Genomic DNA, 18,141 nt, shown 5'->3' on the forward strand with positions numbered 1-18,141 from the left:
GGAAATCTGTTCCGGCGAGTGGTTTTGTTCGAGCCTTGAGTAGACGAAATCCTTTAGCTTTTTGTATGTATTTATCTTGTCGAGATTGCGCTTATTCTTGTACTCATCATCGGCGCAGAACTGGGCGAGTTTCGCATCATATTTGTCTTTGGGATTTACGACCCATTTTTTGACCTCCCGATGGATCGACGATCTGTTCCTTTCGAGCCTATCGGCGATGTATGAAATCGATCTTTTTTCGGCAAGTAAAGTTTGTATGATGACTCTTTCTTCGAGTTTGAGGCGTGTTCTTTTTTTGTCCATAAGGCAGCAAATCTAAGGATTAGACTTGTTGCATTAAGTTATTGAATTGTCCAATCCGTATTCTTCACAAAAGGCTTCAACAACGCACTACCCGGCCCGAACGCCGCAAGTTCGACATAGTCGGCGGAGTGGTCCATCGAAATCCAACCCACGGAGTTTGTTTTTTTCTGCATTTCCGAAAACGCCTTGAACGGCAGTTTTTTGTAGTTGTAGAGCCCACCTTCTTCTTTTTGTAGGCCGCCTTCGTAGTAGGAGAGTACCGTCTTGGCATCGTCGTCGGAGATGGTCGTACCGTTGCCGTCCGCGATGAGTTCCTTGACACGTGCCACCGAATCGCCCGGATGAATGCTGTTGAGCAACACCTCGTTGGTTTGCGTATAGTGTTGGATCGAATCGAAGTTTTTGTTGGCGTCCTTGCCGTAAATCACGCCCGGATTGGCGTTGCCATGGTCGGTGGTGATGATCACGAGCGTGTTCTGGTCTTTTTCGGCAAAGTCGATGGCCACTTTGATCGCTTCGTCGAATTCGATTTGGTCGTGGATAAGCCCTGCGATGTCGTTTGCATGCGCGGCCCAATCGACCTTGCCGCTTTCGATTTGCATCACAAACCCTTTCGGGTGGTCTTTCATGTGGTCGATGGCTTTTTGCGCCATTTCGGCCAGCGAAGGAACGCTGCTCTTAAGATTTACGTCGTTGTTGCGGTCAATGTAGTAGGGCAGGGCATCGTCGCCAAAAACACCCAGGATCGGTTTGTCGTTGTGGGTCGCCAACATTTGAGCGCGTGTTTGGGCCACCTGAAAACCTTGGGAGCGGAAATCGGCGTAGAGGTCTTTTTTGTCCTTGCGTTTGTTGGCCGCGAAGTATTTGTCGCCGCCGCCCATCATCACGTCGAAACGCAACCCAAGGTATTGTTCGGCAATGTCTTCCTGGCTGTTGCGGCTTTTGCTGTTGACGCAAAAACCCGCCGGCGTGGCGTGCGTAATGGGTACCGTCGTGACACAGCCCACCATTTTTCCAGACTTTTTGAATTTTTGTAGAATGGGCAAGTATTGTTCGCCATTCGCGCCCACGTTCAAGGAACCATTCGGGACACGTACGCCGCCGCCCCAAGACGAACTGCCCGCCGAAGAATCGGTGACAATCGAACTGGCCGAAGCCGTGTCCATGAGCGCGCGTGACACGCGGTTGTCTTTGTAGAGCTGCATCCACTGTGAACCTGTGCCGAACTTGCGGTTCAGGTACAAATCGGCCATGTTGAGCGTACCGGTACTCATGCCGTCGCTGACGAGAAAAATGATGTTCTTGGCTTTTTTGCCTTTCCCCGAAAGGTCGACGTTGGGGGTTTTGGCCAACAGGTCGAACGGGCTGAGCAACGCTGTGCCGACCGCCGCGACCGATCCGTTCTTGAAAAATAATCGTCTGTTCATGATAAAAAAACTTGCCTCAAAGATAGACAAGTTACCCCGCCCGTATTGTTAACGGAGTATTATTTTACAACGGCAACAGCCAAAATTAAAGCAGGATTTGGTTGCGCAACAAATCGTCGAAAGTCTCACGTTGGCGAATGAGTATGCCTTTGCCGTCCTTCCACAAAACCTCGGCCGGCTTGAACCGCGAATTGTAGTTGCTCGACATCGAAAAGCAATAAGCGCCCGCGTTGTGGAAACACAAAATATCGCCTTCCTTGATCTCGGCGATGCGGCGGTTGCTCGCGAACGTATCGGTCTCGCAAATGTAGCCGACGATGGTGTAGAAACGCTCTTTCCCTTTGGGATGCGAAAGGTTTTCAATGTGGTGTTGCGACCCGTAGAACATTGGACGTATCAAATGGTTGAATCCGCTGTCGATACCCGCAAAAACGGTAGAAGTGGTTTGTTTAACGACGTTTACTTTGGCCAGGAAAAATCCGGCTTCGCTCACCAGAAATTTGCCCGGTTCAAAGGCGAGCGTGAGGTCGCGGCCGTATTCTTTCTGGAATTCGTTGAATCTTTTGGACAATTTTTTGCCGAGTTCCTCTACATTGGTTTCGATGTCGTCTTTTTTGTAGGGCACCTTGAAGCCAGAGCCAAAATCCAGAAAGTCGAGTTCCTTGAAATGTTTGGCCGTATCGAACAGGATTTCGGCCGCATACAGGAACACCTCGATGTCAAGAATGTCCGAGCCGGTATGCATGTGGATGCCGTTGATGTGCATGCCCGTGTTCTCTACGATACGCAAAATGTGCGGCAATTGATGGATCGAAATCCCGAACTTCGAGTCGATATGACCCACCGAAATATTGGTGTTACCGCCCGCCATCACATGCGGGTTGATGCGGATGCACACTGGAACTTTCGGATGCACCTGCCCAAAATGCTCAAGTACCGAAAGGTTGTCGATATTGATTTGCACACCGAGTTGCGCGGCTTGTTCCAGTTCTTCAAACGAAACGCCGTTCGGCGTATAGATGATGCGGTCTGGCGAAAAACCCGCGTGCAAACCCAGTTGCACTTCCTGGATCGATACGGTGTCGAGCCCGCTCCCAAGCTTTTCGAACAACTGTAAAATCGCCACATTGCTCAGCGCCTTTACCGCATAGTTGATCTTGAGGCTGTTTACCTTCGAGAACGCATTGGTCAATCGTTTGTATTGCGATTCGATCGTTTGGGCGTTGTAAACGTAAAGCGGGGCGTCGAACTCGCGCGCGAGCTCAAGAAGCGGTAGGTGTTGCATGGTGTTGTTGTTTTGTGCAAAGCTATTACTCCGTGGCGGCTATTGCAAAGAAATGCGGCAGAAAATCCGTTACATCGATTTCGTACCGGCAGAAAACGGCTTTTTCGCGACGGGTAGAATGTTAAAATTCAAATTTTATCGACGAAATACATTTTTTATCGTTTATTTGCATTGTACAAACGACGACATGAGAAAAATTGCCGTTATTCTTTTTCTTTTTTCAGTGGCCGCCCATGCGCAAAAAGCATCGCGTTTTGCCAACCGTGATATTGCCGCCACCGATACCCAGGCGCCCATAGGACTTGACTTGATGGGCGGCGACAAGGACGGCGTTACCGTGTATCCGAACCATGCCAACGACCACATCCTGATATCGGTCGAGGGCAAACGCACAGACAAGAAGTCGATCGTCATCTACAACCAGTCTGGGCAAAAAGTATTCACCACGGGGAATTCGCGCGAAAACACCTACATGGTCGATGTGTCGGGTTTGCGTAAGGAACTGTATTTCATCGAAGTGATGTCGGGGCCCAAGGTGTACCGCAAGAAATGGATGAGGAGCTAGGCTCCTTTTTTTGTGGCCTTTTGCGTCGATTTAAAAAAAGGCGCACCTCCAGCGATCAAGCCTATTTTGGAGTTCGGCCTGCCCGGAAATGCGCCCACAATAAAACAAACACATGTATCTTTAATCCCTTAGAACGGGCCTGCCGCGGGACGTTTGAGCGTGAGTTCGTGCCCGTCGGTTTCTACCATGCTCAGCTTAAATTCGTCGTCGGTTACGGTAAAACACCCCAGATTGGTTCCGTCGATCGAAAGGTTGAAACCACAAATTTCAGGCGTTGCCGGATTGATGACGATTTCATAGTCGTAAACGCCCGAATCAAAGAAATCGACTTCGCCTGTATCGGGGTTGTTGTTGAACACGGTCACGGTCTGGGTTTCATCGTCAAAAGTCCAGGTGATCTCGCCCGGTTCGAAATCGTCATAGGTCCCTGCAATTCCGCCGCTCACGTTGCGCAGTTGCCATGCGCCGTCAAACGGTTGTGTTGTTGGGGTATAGGACGGGATGTAAATCGCATCGTCGTCCTGGCATCCAAAGGCCATCAGTGCGAGGGCCAATACGTACAGTTTTTTCATAGCTTTTTTTTTTGATTGATTGAAAGGTTCACCAAACGCGGTAAACTAAAAACAGGATGCGCCACCTTGTGATTGGTTGCTTGCACCCGCGGTGAAAGTCGTGTTAAAAAGTACCGAAGGACATCCTACTGAAGCGGCGGCATCAATCCTGAAACAGGTACGCGAGGGCTTAAATAAAACGGCAAATCGTTTCACGCTTTCAATCCGAATTGTTATTTTTGTTGCACTTTTAAAAGTCAAATACTTCAACAATGGATATACACGAATACCAAGGAAAAGAGATTTTGTCGAGCTATGGCGTGAAAGTGCAACGCGGACACGTTGCCAACAACGCACAGGAAGCCGTTGCGATGGCCAAGCAACTCACGGCCGAAACCGGAACCGGATGGCACGTCATCAAGGCGCAAGTGCATGCAGGCGGTCGCGGCAAAGGCGGCGGTGTCAAGCTCGCCAAGAACTTGCAGCAGGTAGAGGAGCTCGCCGAGCAAATCATCGGCATGCAGCTCATCACGCCGCAAACTCCGCCAGAAGGCAAAAAAGTACACAAAGTATTGATTGCCGAAGACGTGTATTATCCGGGCGAAAGCCAAACCGAAGAATTCTATATGTCGGTGCTGCTCAACCGCGGCAAAGGACGCAACATGATCATGTATTCGACCGAAGGCGGTATGGACATCGAAGAGGTGGCCGAAAAAACACCACACCTGATCTTTACCGAAGAAATCGATCCCGCAGTAGGTTTGCAAGGCTTCCAGGTCAGGAGGATTGCGTTCAACCTGGGCTTGTCGGGCGCCGCGTTTAAAGAAATGACGCAGTTTGTACCGGCTTTGTACAATGCCTACATCGGCTGCGACGCGACCATGTTCGAGATCAACCCGGTTTTGAAAACATCCGACAACAAAATCATCGCGGTCGATGCCAAAGTAAACCTCGACGACAACGCGTTGTACCGTCACCCGAAATATGCCGAGATGCGCGACATCCGCGAGGAGAATGCCATCGAGGTCGAAGCCAAGGCGGCAGGGCTCAACTATGTCGATCTTGACGGAACCGTAGGCTGTATGGTCAACGGTGCAGGATTGGCGATGGCAACCATGGATTTGATCAAATACGCTGGCTACGAACCGGCAAACTTCCTCGACGTAGGGGGTACAGCCGACGCCAAGCGTGTCGAGACCGCGTTCCGTATCATCTTGAAAGACCCGAACGTCCGTGCCATTTTGATCAACATCTTTGGTGGAATCGTGCGTTGCGACCGCGTGGCGCAGGGTGTCATCGATGCCTACAAGAACATGGGCGACTCGATCAAGGTGCCGATTATCGTACGTTTGCAAGGAACCAATGCCGAGTTGGCCAAGGAAATGATCGACAATTCGGGCATGCCGATTTTGTCGGCCACGTTGTTCCAGGAAGCCGCCGACCAAGTAAAAGTGGCGTTGAGCTGATCAAGCCGAAAATGACAGTAACAAATCCCGGTCGAAAGGTCGGGATTTTTTTATGGGGTAACCTTGCCCGTCGCGGCGTGTTTTACGGGAAAGTTCACCGAGTTGGCGATAAAACACAATTGGTTGGCGCGGTGGTGGCAGTCGTTCAGTTTTTCGAGCATCGATCGCTCGGCTACGGTCACGATAGGTCGTAAGGTAACTTCGGTGAAATGGCCGCTGCCGTCGGAATTCAGGACCATCGTCCCGTCGGCGTGGTCTTCATAAGCGGTGACCACAATGCCCGCATTGACGCAAACGTGTAAAAAGCTCATCATGTGGCACCCCGAAAGCGCCGCGAGCAGCAATTCTTCGGGATTATACCGCGTGGGATCGCCGCGAAAAGTTGGGTCGGCCGAGACCATCATTTCGGGTTTGTCGGCAAAGGTGATGGTATGGTTGCGGCTGTAGGCGCGGTAGGCCGATGTTCCGGTCCCCAGGTTTCCCGTCCATTGCATGTGAAGCTTGTAGTGGTGCATCAGTCCGGTATTTTTAGAATGGCTGCTTCGAGCAAGGGCGCCATCGCTTTGTATCCTTTTTTGTTCGGGTGTACGCCGTCGCCCGAGAACGCTTTCAAAAGTCCGTTGTTTTCGTCGACCATAGCCGAGTAATAATCGACATAGCCGGTACCGTTCGCATCGGCGTAGGCCTTGATCATTTTGTTGAGCGCGACGATTTTTTCGATGGGGTCTACGTCAGGATTCCAGCCGTAGGCCGCCGCGGGAAGCAACGCACACATTACCACTTTGATTTGGTTTTTTTGGGCCAATTGCGCCATTTTTGAGAGGTTGCCCATGATGTCGTCGAGCGAAATCGGGCCTGTATTGCCCGCGATATCGTTCGTGCCCGCCAGGATCACGACTACTTTCGGTTTGAGTGCAATCACATCCTGTTGAAAGCGCTCGAGCATTTGCGGGGTCGTTTGCCCACCTATGCCGCGGTTGATGAGGTACGGTTTGTCTTCAAAAAAATCGGGATCGCGCTTGGTCCAGAATTCGGTGATCGAATCACCCATGAGCACGATACGGTTTGTAGCATCGGTGTTGGCCAAACGCGCGTTGTCGGCTGCATACTTGGCTTTGTTGGCCCAGTCCTGTGCAAAGCCGTTGGCGGTGAGTAGCACGAGCATCAGCAACTTGGTTTTCACGGCTTTTTGCGTTCGATTTTCTCGTGCGCCTTCATGTACTCGGGCAAGGCCGCCGACCCATACCAAGGATAGAGTTCCACATCAAGGAGTTTGCCTTGTACGGCGGGATCGGTAGCGACCCACGCGGCTGCTTCTTCGACGGTTTTGGCGTTCAGGATAAAAATCCCGCGGTAGGCTTTGTCGTTTTTGCCGAGCGGCCCGGCCACAATGAGTTTTCCCTCGTCCACCAATTTGCCCATGTTGTCCATGTGTCCGCGAAACAAACGCGACGTGGTTTCTTTGTCGGCCGTCGTATTGGTTCCGGTCTTTAGGATGGCCAGCACATAACTTTTCATGCCGTAGTCGTCGCTGCCAAGCGATTCGGCCAAAGCCTTATCGTACTTGGGATTGTCGGTTTGCGCCGAGGCCATTGTCGCGAGCAACAGCAGCGCGCAGATAGCGATTCGTTTCATGACTTTTTGTTTTTTCCGTTTTTGAATTTGACGTTCTCGACGATTTCGGGCTTTTTGGTCGTCGGTTTTTTAGCGGTGGGCTTGTGGGCCGCGGGCTTGGGTTTGGTGCCCGATGCGCCCGTCTTGGTTCCGATGCTTTTCGGGAACCGCTGCTTTTCGGCCGATTTGACCTGCGCCTTGTTCTGGGCGATGCTGTCCATGGCATTCTTTGGGCTTTCCTTGGTTCCGCGCAAATGGATCACCAATCCGTTGAGGAAGTTGCGCAAAACCTGGTCGCCACACTCGACAAACTTCGGATGGTCGGGGTTGCGGAAAAAGTTGCCGATTTCGCCCTTCGAGATCCTGAAATCGACCAACTCGAGGATGTCGACGATTTGGTCGTCGCGCAGTTGTAAGGCGACGCGCAGTTTCTTGAAAATATCGTTGTTGTTCATGGTTTATTTTCTATTGTTTATTGTTATTTTTTATGGCATACGAATAGAGATTAGCAATAAAAAATAATTAATTAATAAGCCAAAGGTACGCATTTGCGAAGTTTTTACGCCACAATTCTTCGTTGTGTTTGCCGCCTTCGATCACCGTAAGTTTGGTTTTGCGACCGCCGTTTTTTGGTGCGACGATGGCTTCCATGCGTTTCATGTCGGGAACCATTTTGTCGTCCTCGTTATCGCCGCACAAAAAGTAGAGTTTGGTTTTGATCTTGGGCGCGCGTTCGGCCAAATCGAAAATATCTTTCGTAAACCAAAACGAAGGCGAAAAGATCCCCGCTTTTCCGAACACTTTCGGGTATTTCAGCACTGCATAGAACGACACCAGTCCGCCCAATGAACTGCCCATGATGAGGGTATTCTTCGCGTCGGTTTTGGTGCGGTATTTTTGGTCGATTTTAGGCTTGAGTGTCGCGACGATAAAATCCAGGTACGCATCGGCATTCCCGCCGCCATATTTCTCGTGTTTATAAGGGGTAAGTTCGTCGATGCGTTTGTCGTTGCCGTGCTCGATGCCCACGACGATCACTTGCGCCGAAAGGCTGTCGAGCGTTTCATCGACGTTCCATTCGCCCACATACGAGGTCTTGGCGTCGAACAGGTTTTGCGCGTCGTGCATGTACAGCACCGGGTATTTCCTCGACGACGTGGCGTAGTCTTTAGGCAGGTACAGCCAGATTTTCTTTTGCGTATGCAGCTGCGGCGCCTCGATCGTAAAGGTACTGACTTGTTTGGATACAGATTGCGCAAACGCAAAAACCGTATGCATCAAAAGTAACGGAAGCAAGAGTCTCATTTTGTAGTTTTGGCTAAAAGCGATATTTTAGCTAAAAATAACGATTAGATGGACACGCACAAGGAAAAGTTATTGTTGCTCGCCGAAATGATTGCGTTCTCGGTCGTAGACGGTCGTTTGCACGAGCGCGAGTACGAATTCCTTTCGATCGTGGCGCAGGAGTTGCAAATAGAAAAGGGCGAGTTCGACGCGTTGTTCCACAGCGAATTGCCCGCGGGCGTGATCAAATCGGAGCCGCGCCGCATTCAGCAATTTTACCGGTTGGCGTTGCTGATGCACATCGATGGGGTGCTGCACGAACGCGAACAGGCCGCCATCCGTCAAATCGGCATCAACATGGGGCTTAATCCCGCGGCCACCAAACGCATCTTAAAGGCGATGGAAGAAGCGCCCAACGCCGTGATCGATCCCGATATGCTTTACAGTGTTTTTCGCGAACAGCTCAACTGATTACCACAGCGCCGCCATTTGACGCGTCTTGCGTTTGGGTTCCGAGAGCGGCAATTCTACCGAAATCTTGAGCAACTGCCCATCGTGCGAAGCGTCTACCGCGCCGCCGTACCAATCGACCAAGGTGCCCAGCAGGGCAAACCCCACCGGATTGCGACGTTGCGCTTGCGTGTCTTCCAGATTCTCGAACAATTTATCGAGGACTTCTTTGTCCAAAGGTTCGTGCGGATAGCTCACCCTGAAACGAAGCTTTGACTTTTCTACCGTGGCCGACAAGTAAATTTTCCCGTCGGCTGGCGTCTGGGCCAATGCCTCGGTACCGATTAAATCGAAAATGGTTTGTACCGTTTTTTTGTCGAGCAACTGCTTGACGCGCGATTGTTCGAGATTCGACACCACGTTGCGCTTGGTTTGCTCGGCACGCGCCAAGAACGACGCCACTACCGATTGCACAAACGGACCTATGGGTTCCAATTCAAAATCGGCCCTTTTTTGTCCCGTCTTGACCAGCGAAATATCGGCCAATTGTTTGGAAAGACTCGACAATTCACGCCCCGATTCGATGCTGTCTACGGCGCGCGACAGGTTTTCGATCATACGGGCCTGCATGGTTTCAAGGTTTTTGGCCTGTTCGATGCTTCGGCGGCGGTCCCGGTACGAGAAGTAAATCAGCCCGATAAAACTGATGGCCGCGATCGCGATGGCCAAAATCATGGCCAGTTGATCGAGGTTGATGGTAGAAGTCGCAACAACCGGTAGCTCGGATTCTTCAGCCGATGCGGTTTCGGGCGCCTTTGCCGTGGTAACCGAAATTGGCGCTGCAGGTTTGGCCGCGACCGCCGACGTTGGGGCGGCAGGTTGCTGTAAACCCGCCTTAAGGTCGCTGAGGTATTGTACTTGCTTGGCCTTGCCACGCGATTGGTAGTATGCGATTTGCGTGTCGAGCAACAGTAGGTATTCGGGCAGGTGCTTTTTCTTGCCCATCAGTTGTTCGGCCAACGTGACATAGTCCCTGTAGCGTTTGACGTTTCCGGTTTCCAAATAGTGCTGCGCGAGCAAGCAACTTACTTTGCCCAATTGGACCGAGTCTTTTTTCTTTTGATAGATCTCCTTGGCGACCAAAAAATAGTCGTGGGCGCGTTTGAAGTTCTTTGACTGTAGGTGCAATTCGCCGGCCTGCGTTGCCATCCAGGCTACCGTCGGCGGGTCTTCATTGACCTTGGCCTCGCGGTATTGCTGTTCGGCTTCGGCAATCGAAAGATGGGCATCGGTTTGCCCGTGGGCGATACCGACAACCAAAAACAACACTAAAATCAGATACTGTTTCATACGCAATTTGCTGGGTATAAAAATACCTCTTTTCGTACAAAAACGAAATAGCAAAAAGGCGTTATGTATCGGGAGAATAGCGTATTTGGTCGATTCTGCCGTAATTTTAACACGTATGGGCTTCCCGATTTCGAATCAAGCCGCGATCAATTGAGCCTGTAGGCGATGATGTTGTTTTCTGCCCAGTAGGTGCCACCAAAATTGGTTATCGTTTGGGTGGTATTGTTGGTAACGACGCTACCCGCAACATAATAATAGATTCGGTTTGCAGCTGTGGTGTTGTGAATGATTATGGTTCCTGTAAGCAATGCGTATATGCTGGAACCGGGATAATTTCCGCTGCAGAGGTTTGACCCTATGATGTCCGGAGAAGGTAGAGGGTTGAGGCCTCCAGAATTGGAGAACGTGCTTCGCACCCAAAAAAATGAGTTGTTGGGCGAATAGGTTAACGAAGCCTTAGACAAAAGCATGGTCACATTAACCGCAAATTTTCCTGGCGGTAAGACGATGTATGACCCTGTTTGAACATAGTTGGCCAGATTATAGGGAATCGATGCCCCCGCCCCGCCGAGCACACCCACAACATTGTCTATCGCCGAACTTTGCCAACTGCCATTACCTGCAGCGTCCGAGGTGAATACCTTTCCGGCGCCTTGTGTGCCGTCGTTGATACGAACCGTCCCCACGGCCTCTATGGCGCGGTTGGTCGTCCCGCCATAAGCATTAAAATATCCACCTACGCGCGTACCGGTCCCGACTCCCGATGCGACACCATACACGGCGTAGCGCGTTCCTGCATTTCCTGATGCCGTTGCCAGTACACCGTAGGTCGTACCGCTGTAGTTGTTTCCGGATCCTGCTTCTATCCCCGCGTAGCCTCCATTGAAACGTCCGCCAATGCCGTATCCGGGGTTGTTTTCAGACCTTCCCAAGACCCCTATTCCGTCGGTATTCCCGACATAGGTGTTTTCTGATCTTAGCGTCGTGTTGCCAGCCACATTGTCCGCGACATGCAGTTTGTTGGTGGGATTTGAGGTTCCGATCCCGACTTGTCCGCCCGCGGGCGGAACAATAATCCCGTAGTTGTTCAATCCGCCTGAGGCAGAGAACTGGCCTCCGACACGCGTACCCACGCCAGTTGTCCCCGTCGAGGTCGCCAGGAGCCCAACCGTAGTTCCGTTGTAATTTGTCGCGGGGTTGGTCACCAAGGCGCCGCGGTAGCCGCCGCTAAAACTACCACCGATGCCATAACCCGGCGCATTGACCGAGACGCCTCTGATGCCCGTTCCGTCAAAATTACCCGCATAAGTATTTTCGGCATAGCTTGCCGTTGCCAAAATGGTAGGGTCGGTGACCTGAAATTTATAGGTAGGGCTCGCCGTCCCAATGCCCACGTTGCCCGAACCATTCGCAATACGCATGCGTTCGATGTTATCGGTAGCGAAGGTCACGTCTTGCGCGTCGGTTGTGCCGATAAAATTTTCGGTGTTGCCTATCGTAGATGTACCATATGTTGCCGGTGTTGCCGGTGTCGTGATGGCCGAATTGCCATTGAGCGACCAGTCGCGCGTACCGCTGATTGGCACCCAGCGCGTACCATCCCAATAATAAAATCCCGGAACGACGGTATCGGGTGCCGTGCCAGATGCCGTGGTATTGTACACCAAGGTTGAAATGGCCAACGCCCCGCCCTGCGGATTGACAACAGTGGTGACATCGGCAGTCGATGAAAGCGCGACGCGCGGAACCAATATACCATTGTTGGTAGAAGTCACGTCGATAGCCCCTTGCGGCGTGGTCGTATTGACGCCTACTTGCGCCAACGAAAAAATCGGAAACAAAAGCAACAGAATGCTTTTAACAGTAAAGGATTGCATGTTCATGGTTTTTTGAAAGTGGTTTTGACAATCAGTTTGTTCTTGTACACAATATTAAGTTCGTATTGCCCTTTGTCCAGATGGCCCACGTTGAGGTAGATTTTCTTGTCGGGAAATTGTGCGACCTGTGCGTGTAATGGCGTGGATTTTTTCTTGGGCGTCACCGTACTGAATTTTGTACCGTAAAGTTACCGCATGCCAATCCGAGGGGCTGTGACTATTGTAACAGACCTTATGAAAAATGTAACCAGACGTTACAAGCCTTATAAATAAAGGGGAACGGCCAGGTTAGCCGTTGTTCGCGTAGTCGGTTGGCGTGGTCTTGAAGTGCTCCTTGAAGCACTTCGAGAAGTAGGAAAGGTCATTGAATCCCACCGCATACGCAATTTCCGATACGTTGGCGTTTTTGCTCCGCAACAGTCCGGCGGCGACTTTGAGCCTCTCGTTGCGCAGGAATTCCGTGGCCGAAACACCAAGCAACGTCTTGAGTTTGCGGTGCAGTTGCATCCGGCTCATGCCCACCGATTTGGCGAAGTCGTCGGTAGAGAAATCGGCGTTGGCGAGTTCGGTCGCGATCACCTGCTGCAATTTATCCAAAAACCTCTCGTCGACGGTATTGATCACCACATCCATCGGCTTGAGCACCAGTTCCTGGCTGTAGCGTTGTTGCAATTTGCGGCGCTCGGCGATCAATTGCGCCACCGTCGCCTTGAGGATGTCGTGGTTGAACGGCTTGGTCAGGAACGCATCGGCCGTGTTCTGCAACGCTTGCAGGTGCGTTTCGTCCGAGGTTTTGGCCGTCAGTAGCACGAGTGGGATAAACGACGTGAGTTCGTTGGTCTTGAGCGCGTGGGTGAACGCCAGCCCGTCCATTTTGGGCATCATGATGTCCGAAACGATACAATCGGGGATTTCTTTTTGGGCGACCTTGAGTGCCTCCTGCCCGTTGGCGGCTTCGACGATCTGGTAGTCCGGTTCGAAAAGCGCGCGCAACACCTGGCGGATTTCGGCATTGTCGTCCACCAACAACAAGATAGGCAAGTCCTGCGTTACATCGGCAACAGGAACTTCGATGGGCGCCTCGGTCTGTGGTTGGGGTAGCGCGTTCGGATGGCTGGCATCGAGCGGAAGCCGAACCAAAAACCGAAGCATTTGCCCGTCGATCCCGGCTTCGATCGAACCTTTGTACAAGTCGACCAATTCTTTCACGAGCGCCAAGCCGATGCCCGAGCTGTTGGCCGATTCGTTCTTCTGGTAAAAACGCTCGAACAATTTGGGCAAGTCCTCTTTTTTGAGATCCGTGCCTGCATTGGCCACGCGCAACTCCAGCTGGTTTTGCGTTACCGTCGCCGAAAAATAGATCGGTTGTTGGGGTGGCGCATACTTGAACGCGTTCGAAAGCAGGTTGGACGCGATTTTTTCGATGATGTCTTTGTCGAAATAATAGGTCGTGGTGGTTTTCTCGATGTTGGTGATCAGCGGCGTACCGGTTTCGCTGGCCTGGAACGCAAACGGTTCGATCATGGCGCTGAGGAATTCGTCGAGTTGGCCTTCCTTGAGGATCAGCTTGAAATGGCCACCGTCGATTTTCGACAATTCGAGCAGCTGGTTGACCAATTCGAGCATACGGTCGGCATTTTTGTCGATGAGCGACAGTTGCCGGTTTTGCGTATCGTCCATTTTAGAAGCACGCAAGGTTTGCAACGGACTTTTGATGAGCGTGAGCGGTGTCCGGAATTCGTGCGAGATGTTGGCAAAAAAGCGCGACTTCATGTCGTTGATCTCACGCAGTTTTTCGGCGGTGCGGAGGCGGTTTTTGTACGAGGCATAAATCAAATACCCGCCCAGGACCAGCAACAACAACAGCGTGCTAAAAACCACCAGCTGGGTGTTCTTTTGTTTTTCGGCCAACTGTTTCTGCACCGAAAGCAACTTGATTTGTTGCGCCTTTTTTTCGGATTGGTATTTGGTCTCGAAATCCTCAAAATGCATTGCGTCGGCTTTTTGATCCAATTTTTGTTGGAGCTCGTCGCGCTGTTGTGTCAATTTGAGCGCCTGGTCTAACTGGTTGTTGGCCTTGGCGAATTCGATCTTCGTTTTAATCAATTCCAAATACGCTTGGCTTTCCTTTTCATTCGCAAGCATTTGCTCGGCAAGCGTCACGAATTCGTGGTACCGCTTGGGGTTTTTGGTCCTGATGTGGTTTCGGGCAGACAACGTATAGATGTGCGTCAGAAAATAGTCGGTATTGTTCTCGAGCGAAATGACCTTGGCGATGTCCAGATAATGCTCCGATTTTTTGTAGTCGCCCTTGCGTTGCCAGACATCGCCGAGCCCGATGGCCGCACGGTCCAAAAGTTGTTTCTGCTTGCTGGTTTGTGCATGATTGAACACCTGTTCGAATAAGGGACGTGCCTTTTCGTGTTCGTCGAACGCGAGCAGGATTTCGCCTTTCACAACCAGGATTTCCATCAGTGGGCCCATTTGCGAGGTATCCTGTTGTTGGAGTTCCAGTGCCTTGTTGATAGACTCCAACGCCTTGGTTTGGTTTCCAAGATCTTTGTAGATTGTCGCGATTTCGGTAAAAACGCCGATCCGCATAAAAACCCCGTCCAAATCGGATTTCTTGATCATCGCATCGGTCTTATGCAGGTATTTTAGTGCGGTATTCAAATGGCCCTTTTCTTTGTAGATGACGCCTAGCAAAAAATAGATACCTTCCAAGCCAAAGGTCTTAGGCGCACGCTTGTATTGGGCTTCGACGGCCAGCAGTAGTGTCTCGGCTTGGTCTTCCTTACCGGTATCCATATAAGTCTGGGCCAGGTTGCTTTTTCCGATCAAATACGTGTAAGGGTCTTTGAGCAGCGCCGCTTCTTCGATGCTCTTCTGGTAAGACACCACCGCCTCGTCCATTTTTCCCAATCGGGTTTTCAGATGGCCTTCGTACAAATACGCAAAGGCGAGTTCTTTGTGTGTTTTGCGTGCGATGCCCAACGCCTTGAGTTCGTCGAGTAAAGGTTGCGCTTTTTCGGGATCGCTATCGAGGTAGATAAGCGCAAGTTCCAATAGCGCGTTGGCCTTGTAATACGGGTCTTTCTCGGTCTTTACTGCTTTTTGGAGCGAATCGATCTGCCGTTCAAACTGGGCGTATACTCCCGAAGAAATCAAAAAAAGGAGTAGGGGTATTATTTTTTTCATACCGCAAGGCTTTTGTTAAAAGTAAAGCTATTTTTGCGGATAACGAAGAAAAATCGCTATAAAGATTGTAACATCAACAAGTTACAACGATTATATTTTTTCCTGCAACACCTTGATCTCGTCGCGCAACTTGGCGGCTTGCATAAAGTCGAGTTCCTTGGCCGCCTTTTCCATCGCCTTGCGTTTGTCTCGGATGATCTTGTCGATGTCGGTCTTGCTCATGTAGGTGGTGTCGGGTTCTGCCGATGCCTTTTTCTCGAGCAGGCTCAATTCTTCGTCGACCAGCTTGTAACGCGTAAAGACATTGTCGATTTTTTTGTTGAGCGCCTGCGGCACCACATTGTTCTCGGCGTTGAACCTGAGCTGTTTCTCACGCCTGTAATTGGTCTCGTCGATGGTACGCTGCATGCTGGCCGTGATCTTGTCGGCATACATGATCGCCTTGCCGTTGAGGTTACGCGCCGCGCGTCCGATGGTTTGCGTCAGCGATCGCGTACTGCGCAAAAAGCCTTCCTTGTCGGCATCCAATATGGCCACAAGCGACACTTCGGGCAAATCGAGCCCTTCGCGCAACAGGTTCACGCCTATGAGCACGTCGAAAATCCCCTTGCGCAAATCCTGCATGATTTCGATGCGTTCGAGCGTATCGACTTCGGAATGGATGTAGCGACAACGGATCGCGACTTTCGTTAAATATTTGGCGAGTTCTTCGGCCATGCGTTTGGTGAGCGTCGTCACCAGGACACGTTCGTCGACTTCGGCGCGTTGCTGGATTTCGTCGATCAAATCGTCGATCTGGTTCAGGCTCGGACGGATTTCGATGACCGGATCCACAAGTCCCGTCGGACGGATGATTTGCTCGACATAGATGCCATCCGATTTTTCCAATTCATAATCGGCGGGTGTAGCCGAGACGAAAATCACCTGGTTTTGCATCGCCTCGAATTCCTCGAATTTAAGCGGTCGGTTGTCCATGGCCGCGGGCAGTCGGAACCCATATTCGACGAGATTCTCCTTGCGCGAACGGTCGCCGCCGTACATGGCCGAAACCTGCGAAACCGTGACGTGGCTTTCGTCGACGACCATCAGATAATCTTTCGGGAAGTAATCGAGCAAACAAAACGGACGGGTCCCGGGCATGCGCCGGTCGAGGTAACGCGAGTAATTCTCGATACCCGAACAATAACCCAGTTCGCGGATCATTTCGAGGTCGAAATTGGTGCGTTCCTCGAGTCGTTTGGCTTCGAGGTGTTTGCCGATCGACTTGAAATAATCGACCTGTTTGACCAAATCCTGCTGGATGTCCCAAATGGCGCTTTGCAGTACCTCGGGCGAAGTCACGAACATGTTGGCCGGATAAATGTTGAGCCGCGTGTATTTTTCGATCACCAGCGATGTCTTGCTGTCGAAGGCTTCGATTTCCTCGATCTCGTCGCCAAAAAAATGGATGCGGAACGGTTCGTCGCCATAACTCGGGAACACTTCGACGGTGTCGCCCTTGATGCGGAACGTGCCCGCGGTGAATTCGGCTTCGGTACGCGCGTACAAACTCTGGACGAGCATGTGCAGCAACTTGGTGCGCGAAATGGCTTGCCCGCGTTCGAGCGAGATCACGTTCTTCTGGAATTCTACGGGGTTGCCGATGCCGTACAAACAGGACACCGACGCCACCACGAGCACGTCGCGACGCCCCGACAATAGGGCAGAGGTGGTGCTCAGACGCATCTTCTCGAGCTCGTCGTTGATGGCCAGGTCCTTTTCGATGTAAGTCCCCGTGACGGGCATGTAGGCCTCGGGTTGGTAGTAGTCGTAATACGAAACGAAGTACTCGACGGCATTGTTCGGGAAAAATTCCTTGAACTCGGCGTAGAGTTGCGCGGCCAGTGTTTTGTTGTGCGCGAGCACGAGCGTCGGGCGTTCGACTTTCTGGACGACGTTCGCCACGGTAAATGTTTTTCCCGATCCGGTGACGCCGAGCAGTGTTTGGAAACGCTCGCCGTCGACAACGCCCTGCGCGAGTTTTTCGATGGCTTGCGGCTGGTCGCCTTTGGGCTGGTATTCAGAGATGACTTGGAATTTCATAGCGTGGGATCGGTACACAAATATACGCGATAATGGGTTGATGGCGGTAGGGGAACTTGTAAAAATGTCTTAAGATTTTGTGCGTTGTCGAAAGTATTTCTCTGACGTTGGTCTGGAAAAATGACGCGACACAAACCCCTACGCAATGGCAGAAAAATTTAACAAAAAGTACAGATTTTCCGCAGGAAGGGTATCGCTTTTATTTTTTAGGGATAAACCCTATTTCCCCTTCCCTATCGGGTAGAAAATACAAAAAAAACCGATACCCTTCCTACAGAAAATCTGCAAATTTCAATACCATAAAACGGCCCACCGCCGTGACAATAGACCCGACAATCTCCTTCAATTTTATCGCTGTGGCAAATTTTCTGTGGCAATTTTTTTTGCCACAGGAATTTTGCCACGGCTTTGAACTGCCCCCCAAAAGTTGGACACTATTTGAGGGTATTTATGGAAAGAAAAGTCAAGCACAGTTATGATTTCAAACTTCGCTGTGTAGAGGAGGTTTTAAAAGGCCGTTCGGCCATTTCTGTCGCAGCTGAATTCAAATGTGACAGATCCCAGTTATGGAAGTGGGTTGTTTTATACAGACGTCGCGGGGCATCAGGTCTTATCCCGCGAAATAATCGAAGCTACGATGCGGATTTCAAGTTAAAAGTACTCAAGGCGATCGATAAAAAATCCTTAAC

Annotated in this window: 18 protein-coding genes; 4 read left to right on the forward strand and 14 right to left on the reverse strand. The window is 51.1% G+C overall.

Annotated elements, in window-relative coordinates:
- The 3 genes from BLP55_RS15275 to lysA all read right to left on the reverse strand — a co-directional run.
- Nucleotides 1–303: helix-turn-helix domain-containing protein (locus tag BLP55_RS15275; protein ID WP_139149733.1), on the reverse strand; the 303-nt coding region annotated here is incomplete at its 3' end.
- A 38-nt stretch (nt 304–341) separates the two neighbouring features.
- The gene (locus BLP55_RS15280; protein WP_091146713.1) at nt 342–1,730 is read right to left on the reverse strand and encodes an alkaline phosphatase; all 1,389 of its coding nucleotides are present in this window, start codon (nt 1,728–1,730) and stop codon (nt 342–344) included.
- A gap of 85 nt (nt 1,731–1,815) precedes the next feature.
- Nucleotides 1,816–3,015: a diaminopimelate decarboxylase gene (lysA, locus tag BLP55_RS15285; RefSeq protein WP_091146717.1), complete on the reverse strand. Its 1,200-nt coding sequence runs from the start codon at nt 3,013–3,015 to the stop codon at nt 1,816–1,818.
- Nucleotides 3,016–3,202: 187 nt separating this feature from the next.
- Between lysA and BLP55_RS15290 the strand changes: the two genes are divergently transcribed.
- A complete protein-coding gene (locus BLP55_RS15290; RefSeq protein WP_170826887.1) occupies nt 3,203–3,580 on the forward strand; it encodes a T9SS type A sorting domain-containing protein in 378 nt (125 codons plus the stop codon).
- 128 nt (nt 3,581–3,708) lie between these two features.
- Here the strand turns inward: BLP55_RS15290 and BLP55_RS15295 are convergent, their stop codons facing one another.
- Nucleotides 3,709–4,152, reverse strand: a complete 444-nt coding sequence (locus BLP55_RS15295) for a hypothetical protein (RefSeq protein WP_091146726.1) — start codon at nt 4,150–4,152, stop codon at nt 3,709–3,711.
- Nucleotides 4,153–4,403: 251 nt separating this feature from the next.
- On the opposite strand from BLP55_RS15295, the gene sucC reads away from it, so the two are divergent.
- On the forward strand, nt 4,404–5,597 hold the full coding sequence (gene sucC / locus BLP55_RS15300) for an ADP-forming succinate--CoA ligase subunit beta (protein ID WP_091146730.1): 1,194 nt from the start codon (nt 4,404–4,406) through the stop codon (nt 5,595–5,597).
- A 50-nt stretch (nt 5,598–5,647) separates the two neighbouring features.
- On the opposite strand, the gene BLP55_RS15305 is transcribed toward sucC, so the two are convergent.
- The 5 genes from BLP55_RS15305 to BLP55_RS15325 form a co-directional block, all read right to left on the reverse strand.
- Complete coding sequence (locus BLP55_RS15305; protein WP_091146733.1) at nt 5,648–6,112, reverse strand: OsmC family protein; 465 nt, start codon at nt 6,110–6,112, stop codon at nt 5,648–5,650.
- Complete coding sequence (locus BLP55_RS15310) at nt 6,112–6,780, reverse strand: SGNH/GDSL hydrolase family protein (protein WP_244503477.1); 669 nt, start codon at nt 6,778–6,780, stop codon at nt 6,112–6,114. The genes BLP55_RS15305 and BLP55_RS15310 overlap by 1 nt, the downstream gene beginning before the upstream one ends.
- Entirely contained in the window at nt 6,777–7,232 is a 456-nt protein-coding gene (locus BLP55_RS15315; RefSeq protein ID WP_091146737.1) for a YciI family protein, read from the reverse strand. Before BLP55_RS15315 ends, BLP55_RS15310 begins: the two co-directional genes overlap by 4 nt.
- On the reverse strand, nt 7,229–7,666 hold the full coding sequence (locus tag BLP55_RS15320) for a DUF1456 family protein (protein WP_091146741.1): 438 nt from the start codon (nt 7,664–7,666) through the stop codon (nt 7,229–7,231). The genes BLP55_RS15315 and BLP55_RS15320 overlap by 4 nt, the downstream gene beginning before the upstream one ends.
- 67 nt (nt 7,667–7,733) lie before the next feature.
- On the reverse strand, nt 7,734–8,516 hold the full coding sequence (locus tag BLP55_RS15325) for an alpha/beta hydrolase (RefSeq protein WP_091146744.1): 783 nt from the start codon (nt 8,514–8,516) through the stop codon (nt 7,734–7,736).
- 48 nt (nt 8,517–8,564) lie between these two features.
- On the opposite strand from BLP55_RS15325, the gene BLP55_RS15330 reads away from it, so the two are divergent.
- Entirely contained in the window at nt 8,565–8,966 is a 402-nt protein-coding gene (locus BLP55_RS15330; RefSeq protein ID WP_091146748.1) for an excinuclease ABC subunit B, read from the forward strand.
- On the opposite strand, the gene BLP55_RS15335 is transcribed toward BLP55_RS15330, so the two are convergent.
- The 5 genes from BLP55_RS15335 to uvrB all read right to left on the reverse strand — a co-directional run bounded on the left by BLP55_RS15335 (nt 8,967) and on the right by uvrB (nt 17,452).
- Complete coding sequence (locus BLP55_RS15335; protein WP_091146753.1) at nt 8,967–10,295, reverse strand: sensor histidine kinase; 1,329 nt, start codon at nt 10,293–10,295, stop codon at nt 8,967–8,969.
- A gap of 146 nt (nt 10,296–10,441) precedes the next feature.
- Entirely contained in the window at nt 10,442–12,172 is a 1,731-nt protein-coding gene (locus tag BLP55_RS17070; protein WP_170826888.1) for a YXWGXW repeat-containing protein, read from the reverse strand.
- A gap of 2 nt (nt 12,173–12,174) precedes the next feature.
- Complete coding sequence (locus BLP55_RS17075; RefSeq protein ID WP_170826889.1) at nt 12,175–12,336, reverse strand: hypothetical protein; 162 nt, start codon at nt 12,334–12,336, stop codon at nt 12,175–12,177.
- 124 nt (nt 12,337–12,460) lie between these two features.
- Nucleotides 12,461–15,370 (reverse strand): response regulator, encoded by a 2,910-nt coding sequence (locus BLP55_RS15345; protein ID WP_091146760.1) that lies wholly within the window; start codon nt 15,368–15,370, stop codon nt 12,461–12,463.
- 90 nt (nt 15,371–15,460) lie between these two features.
- Nucleotides 15,461–17,452, reverse strand: coding sequence for an excinuclease ABC subunit UvrB (uvrB, locus tag BLP55_RS15350; protein WP_091146763.1), 1,992 nt, complete (start codon nt 17,450–17,452; stop codon nt 15,461–15,463).
- A 450-nt stretch (nt 17,453–17,902) separates the two neighbouring features.
- Between uvrB and BLP55_RS15360 the strand changes: the two genes are divergently transcribed.
- Nucleotides 17,903–18,141 (forward strand): helix-turn-helix domain-containing protein (locus tag BLP55_RS15360; RefSeq protein ID WP_139149734.1); only part of this gene is annotated, 239 nt, incomplete at its 3' end.

Origin of the sequence: Flavobacterium caeni (assembly GCF_900101895.1) — a bacterium.
In the GTDB taxonomy this organism is placed as follows: Bacteria; Bacteroidota; Bacteroidia; order Flavobacteriales; family Flavobacteriaceae; genus Flavobacterium; species Flavobacterium caeni.

What these genes read in the sequence shown, in the direction of transcription:
- BLP55_RS15320 (WP_091146741.1), bottom strand. Translation starts at nt 7,666, where the DNA reads ATGAACAACAACGATATTTTCAAGAAACTGCGCGTCGCCTTACAACTG.
- uvrB (WP_091146763.1), bottom strand. Translation starts at nt 17,452, where the DNA reads ATGAAATTCCAAGTCATCTCTGAATACCAGCCCAAAGGCGACCAGCCG.
- sucC (WP_091146730.1), top strand. Translation starts at nt 4,404, where the DNA reads ATGGATATACACGAATACCAAGGAAAAGAGATTTTGTCGAGCTATGGC.
- BLP55_RS17070 (WP_170826888.1), bottom strand. Translation starts at nt 12,172, where the DNA reads ATGCAATCCTTTACTGTTAAAAGCATTCTGTTGCTTTTGTTTCCGATT.
- BLP55_RS15335 (WP_091146753.1), bottom strand. Translation starts at nt 10,295, where the DNA reads ATGAAACAGTATCTGATTTTAGTGTTGTTTTTGGTTGTCGGTATCGCC.
- BLP55_RS15325 (WP_091146744.1), bottom strand. Translation starts at nt 8,516, where the DNA reads ATGAGACTCTTGCTTCCGTTACTTTTGATGCATACGGTTTTTGCGTTT.
- BLP55_RS15290 (WP_170826887.1), top strand. Translation starts at nt 3,203, where the DNA reads ATGAGAAAAATTGCCGTTATTCTTTTTCTTTTTTCAGTGGCCGCCCAT.
- BLP55_RS15330 (WP_091146748.1), top strand. Translation starts at nt 8,565, where the DNA reads ATGGACACGCACAAGGAAAAGTTATTGTTGCTCGCCGAAATGATTGCG.
- BLP55_RS15280 (WP_091146713.1), bottom strand. Translation starts at nt 1,730, where the DNA reads ATGAACAGACGATTATTTTTCAAGAACGGATCGGTCGCGGCGGTCGGC.
- BLP55_RS15345 (WP_091146760.1), bottom strand. Translation starts at nt 15,370, where the DNA reads ATGAAAAAAATAATACCCCTACTCCTTTTTTTGATTTCTTCGGGAGTA.
- BLP55_RS15295 (WP_091146726.1), bottom strand. Translation starts at nt 4,152, where the DNA reads ATGAAAAAACTGTACGTATTGGCCCTCGCACTGATGGCCTTTGGATGC.
- BLP55_RS15305 (WP_091146733.1), bottom strand. Translation starts at nt 6,112, where the DNA reads ATGCACCACTACAAGCTTCACATGCAATGGACGGGAAACCTGGGGACC.
- BLP55_RS15315 (WP_091146737.1), bottom strand. Translation starts at nt 7,232, where the DNA reads ATGAAACGAATCGCTATCTGCGCGCTGCTGTTGCTCGCGACAATGGCC.
- lysA (WP_091146717.1), bottom strand. Translation starts at nt 3,015, where the DNA reads ATGCAACACCTACCGCTTCTTGAGCTCGCGCGCGAGTTCGACGCCCCG.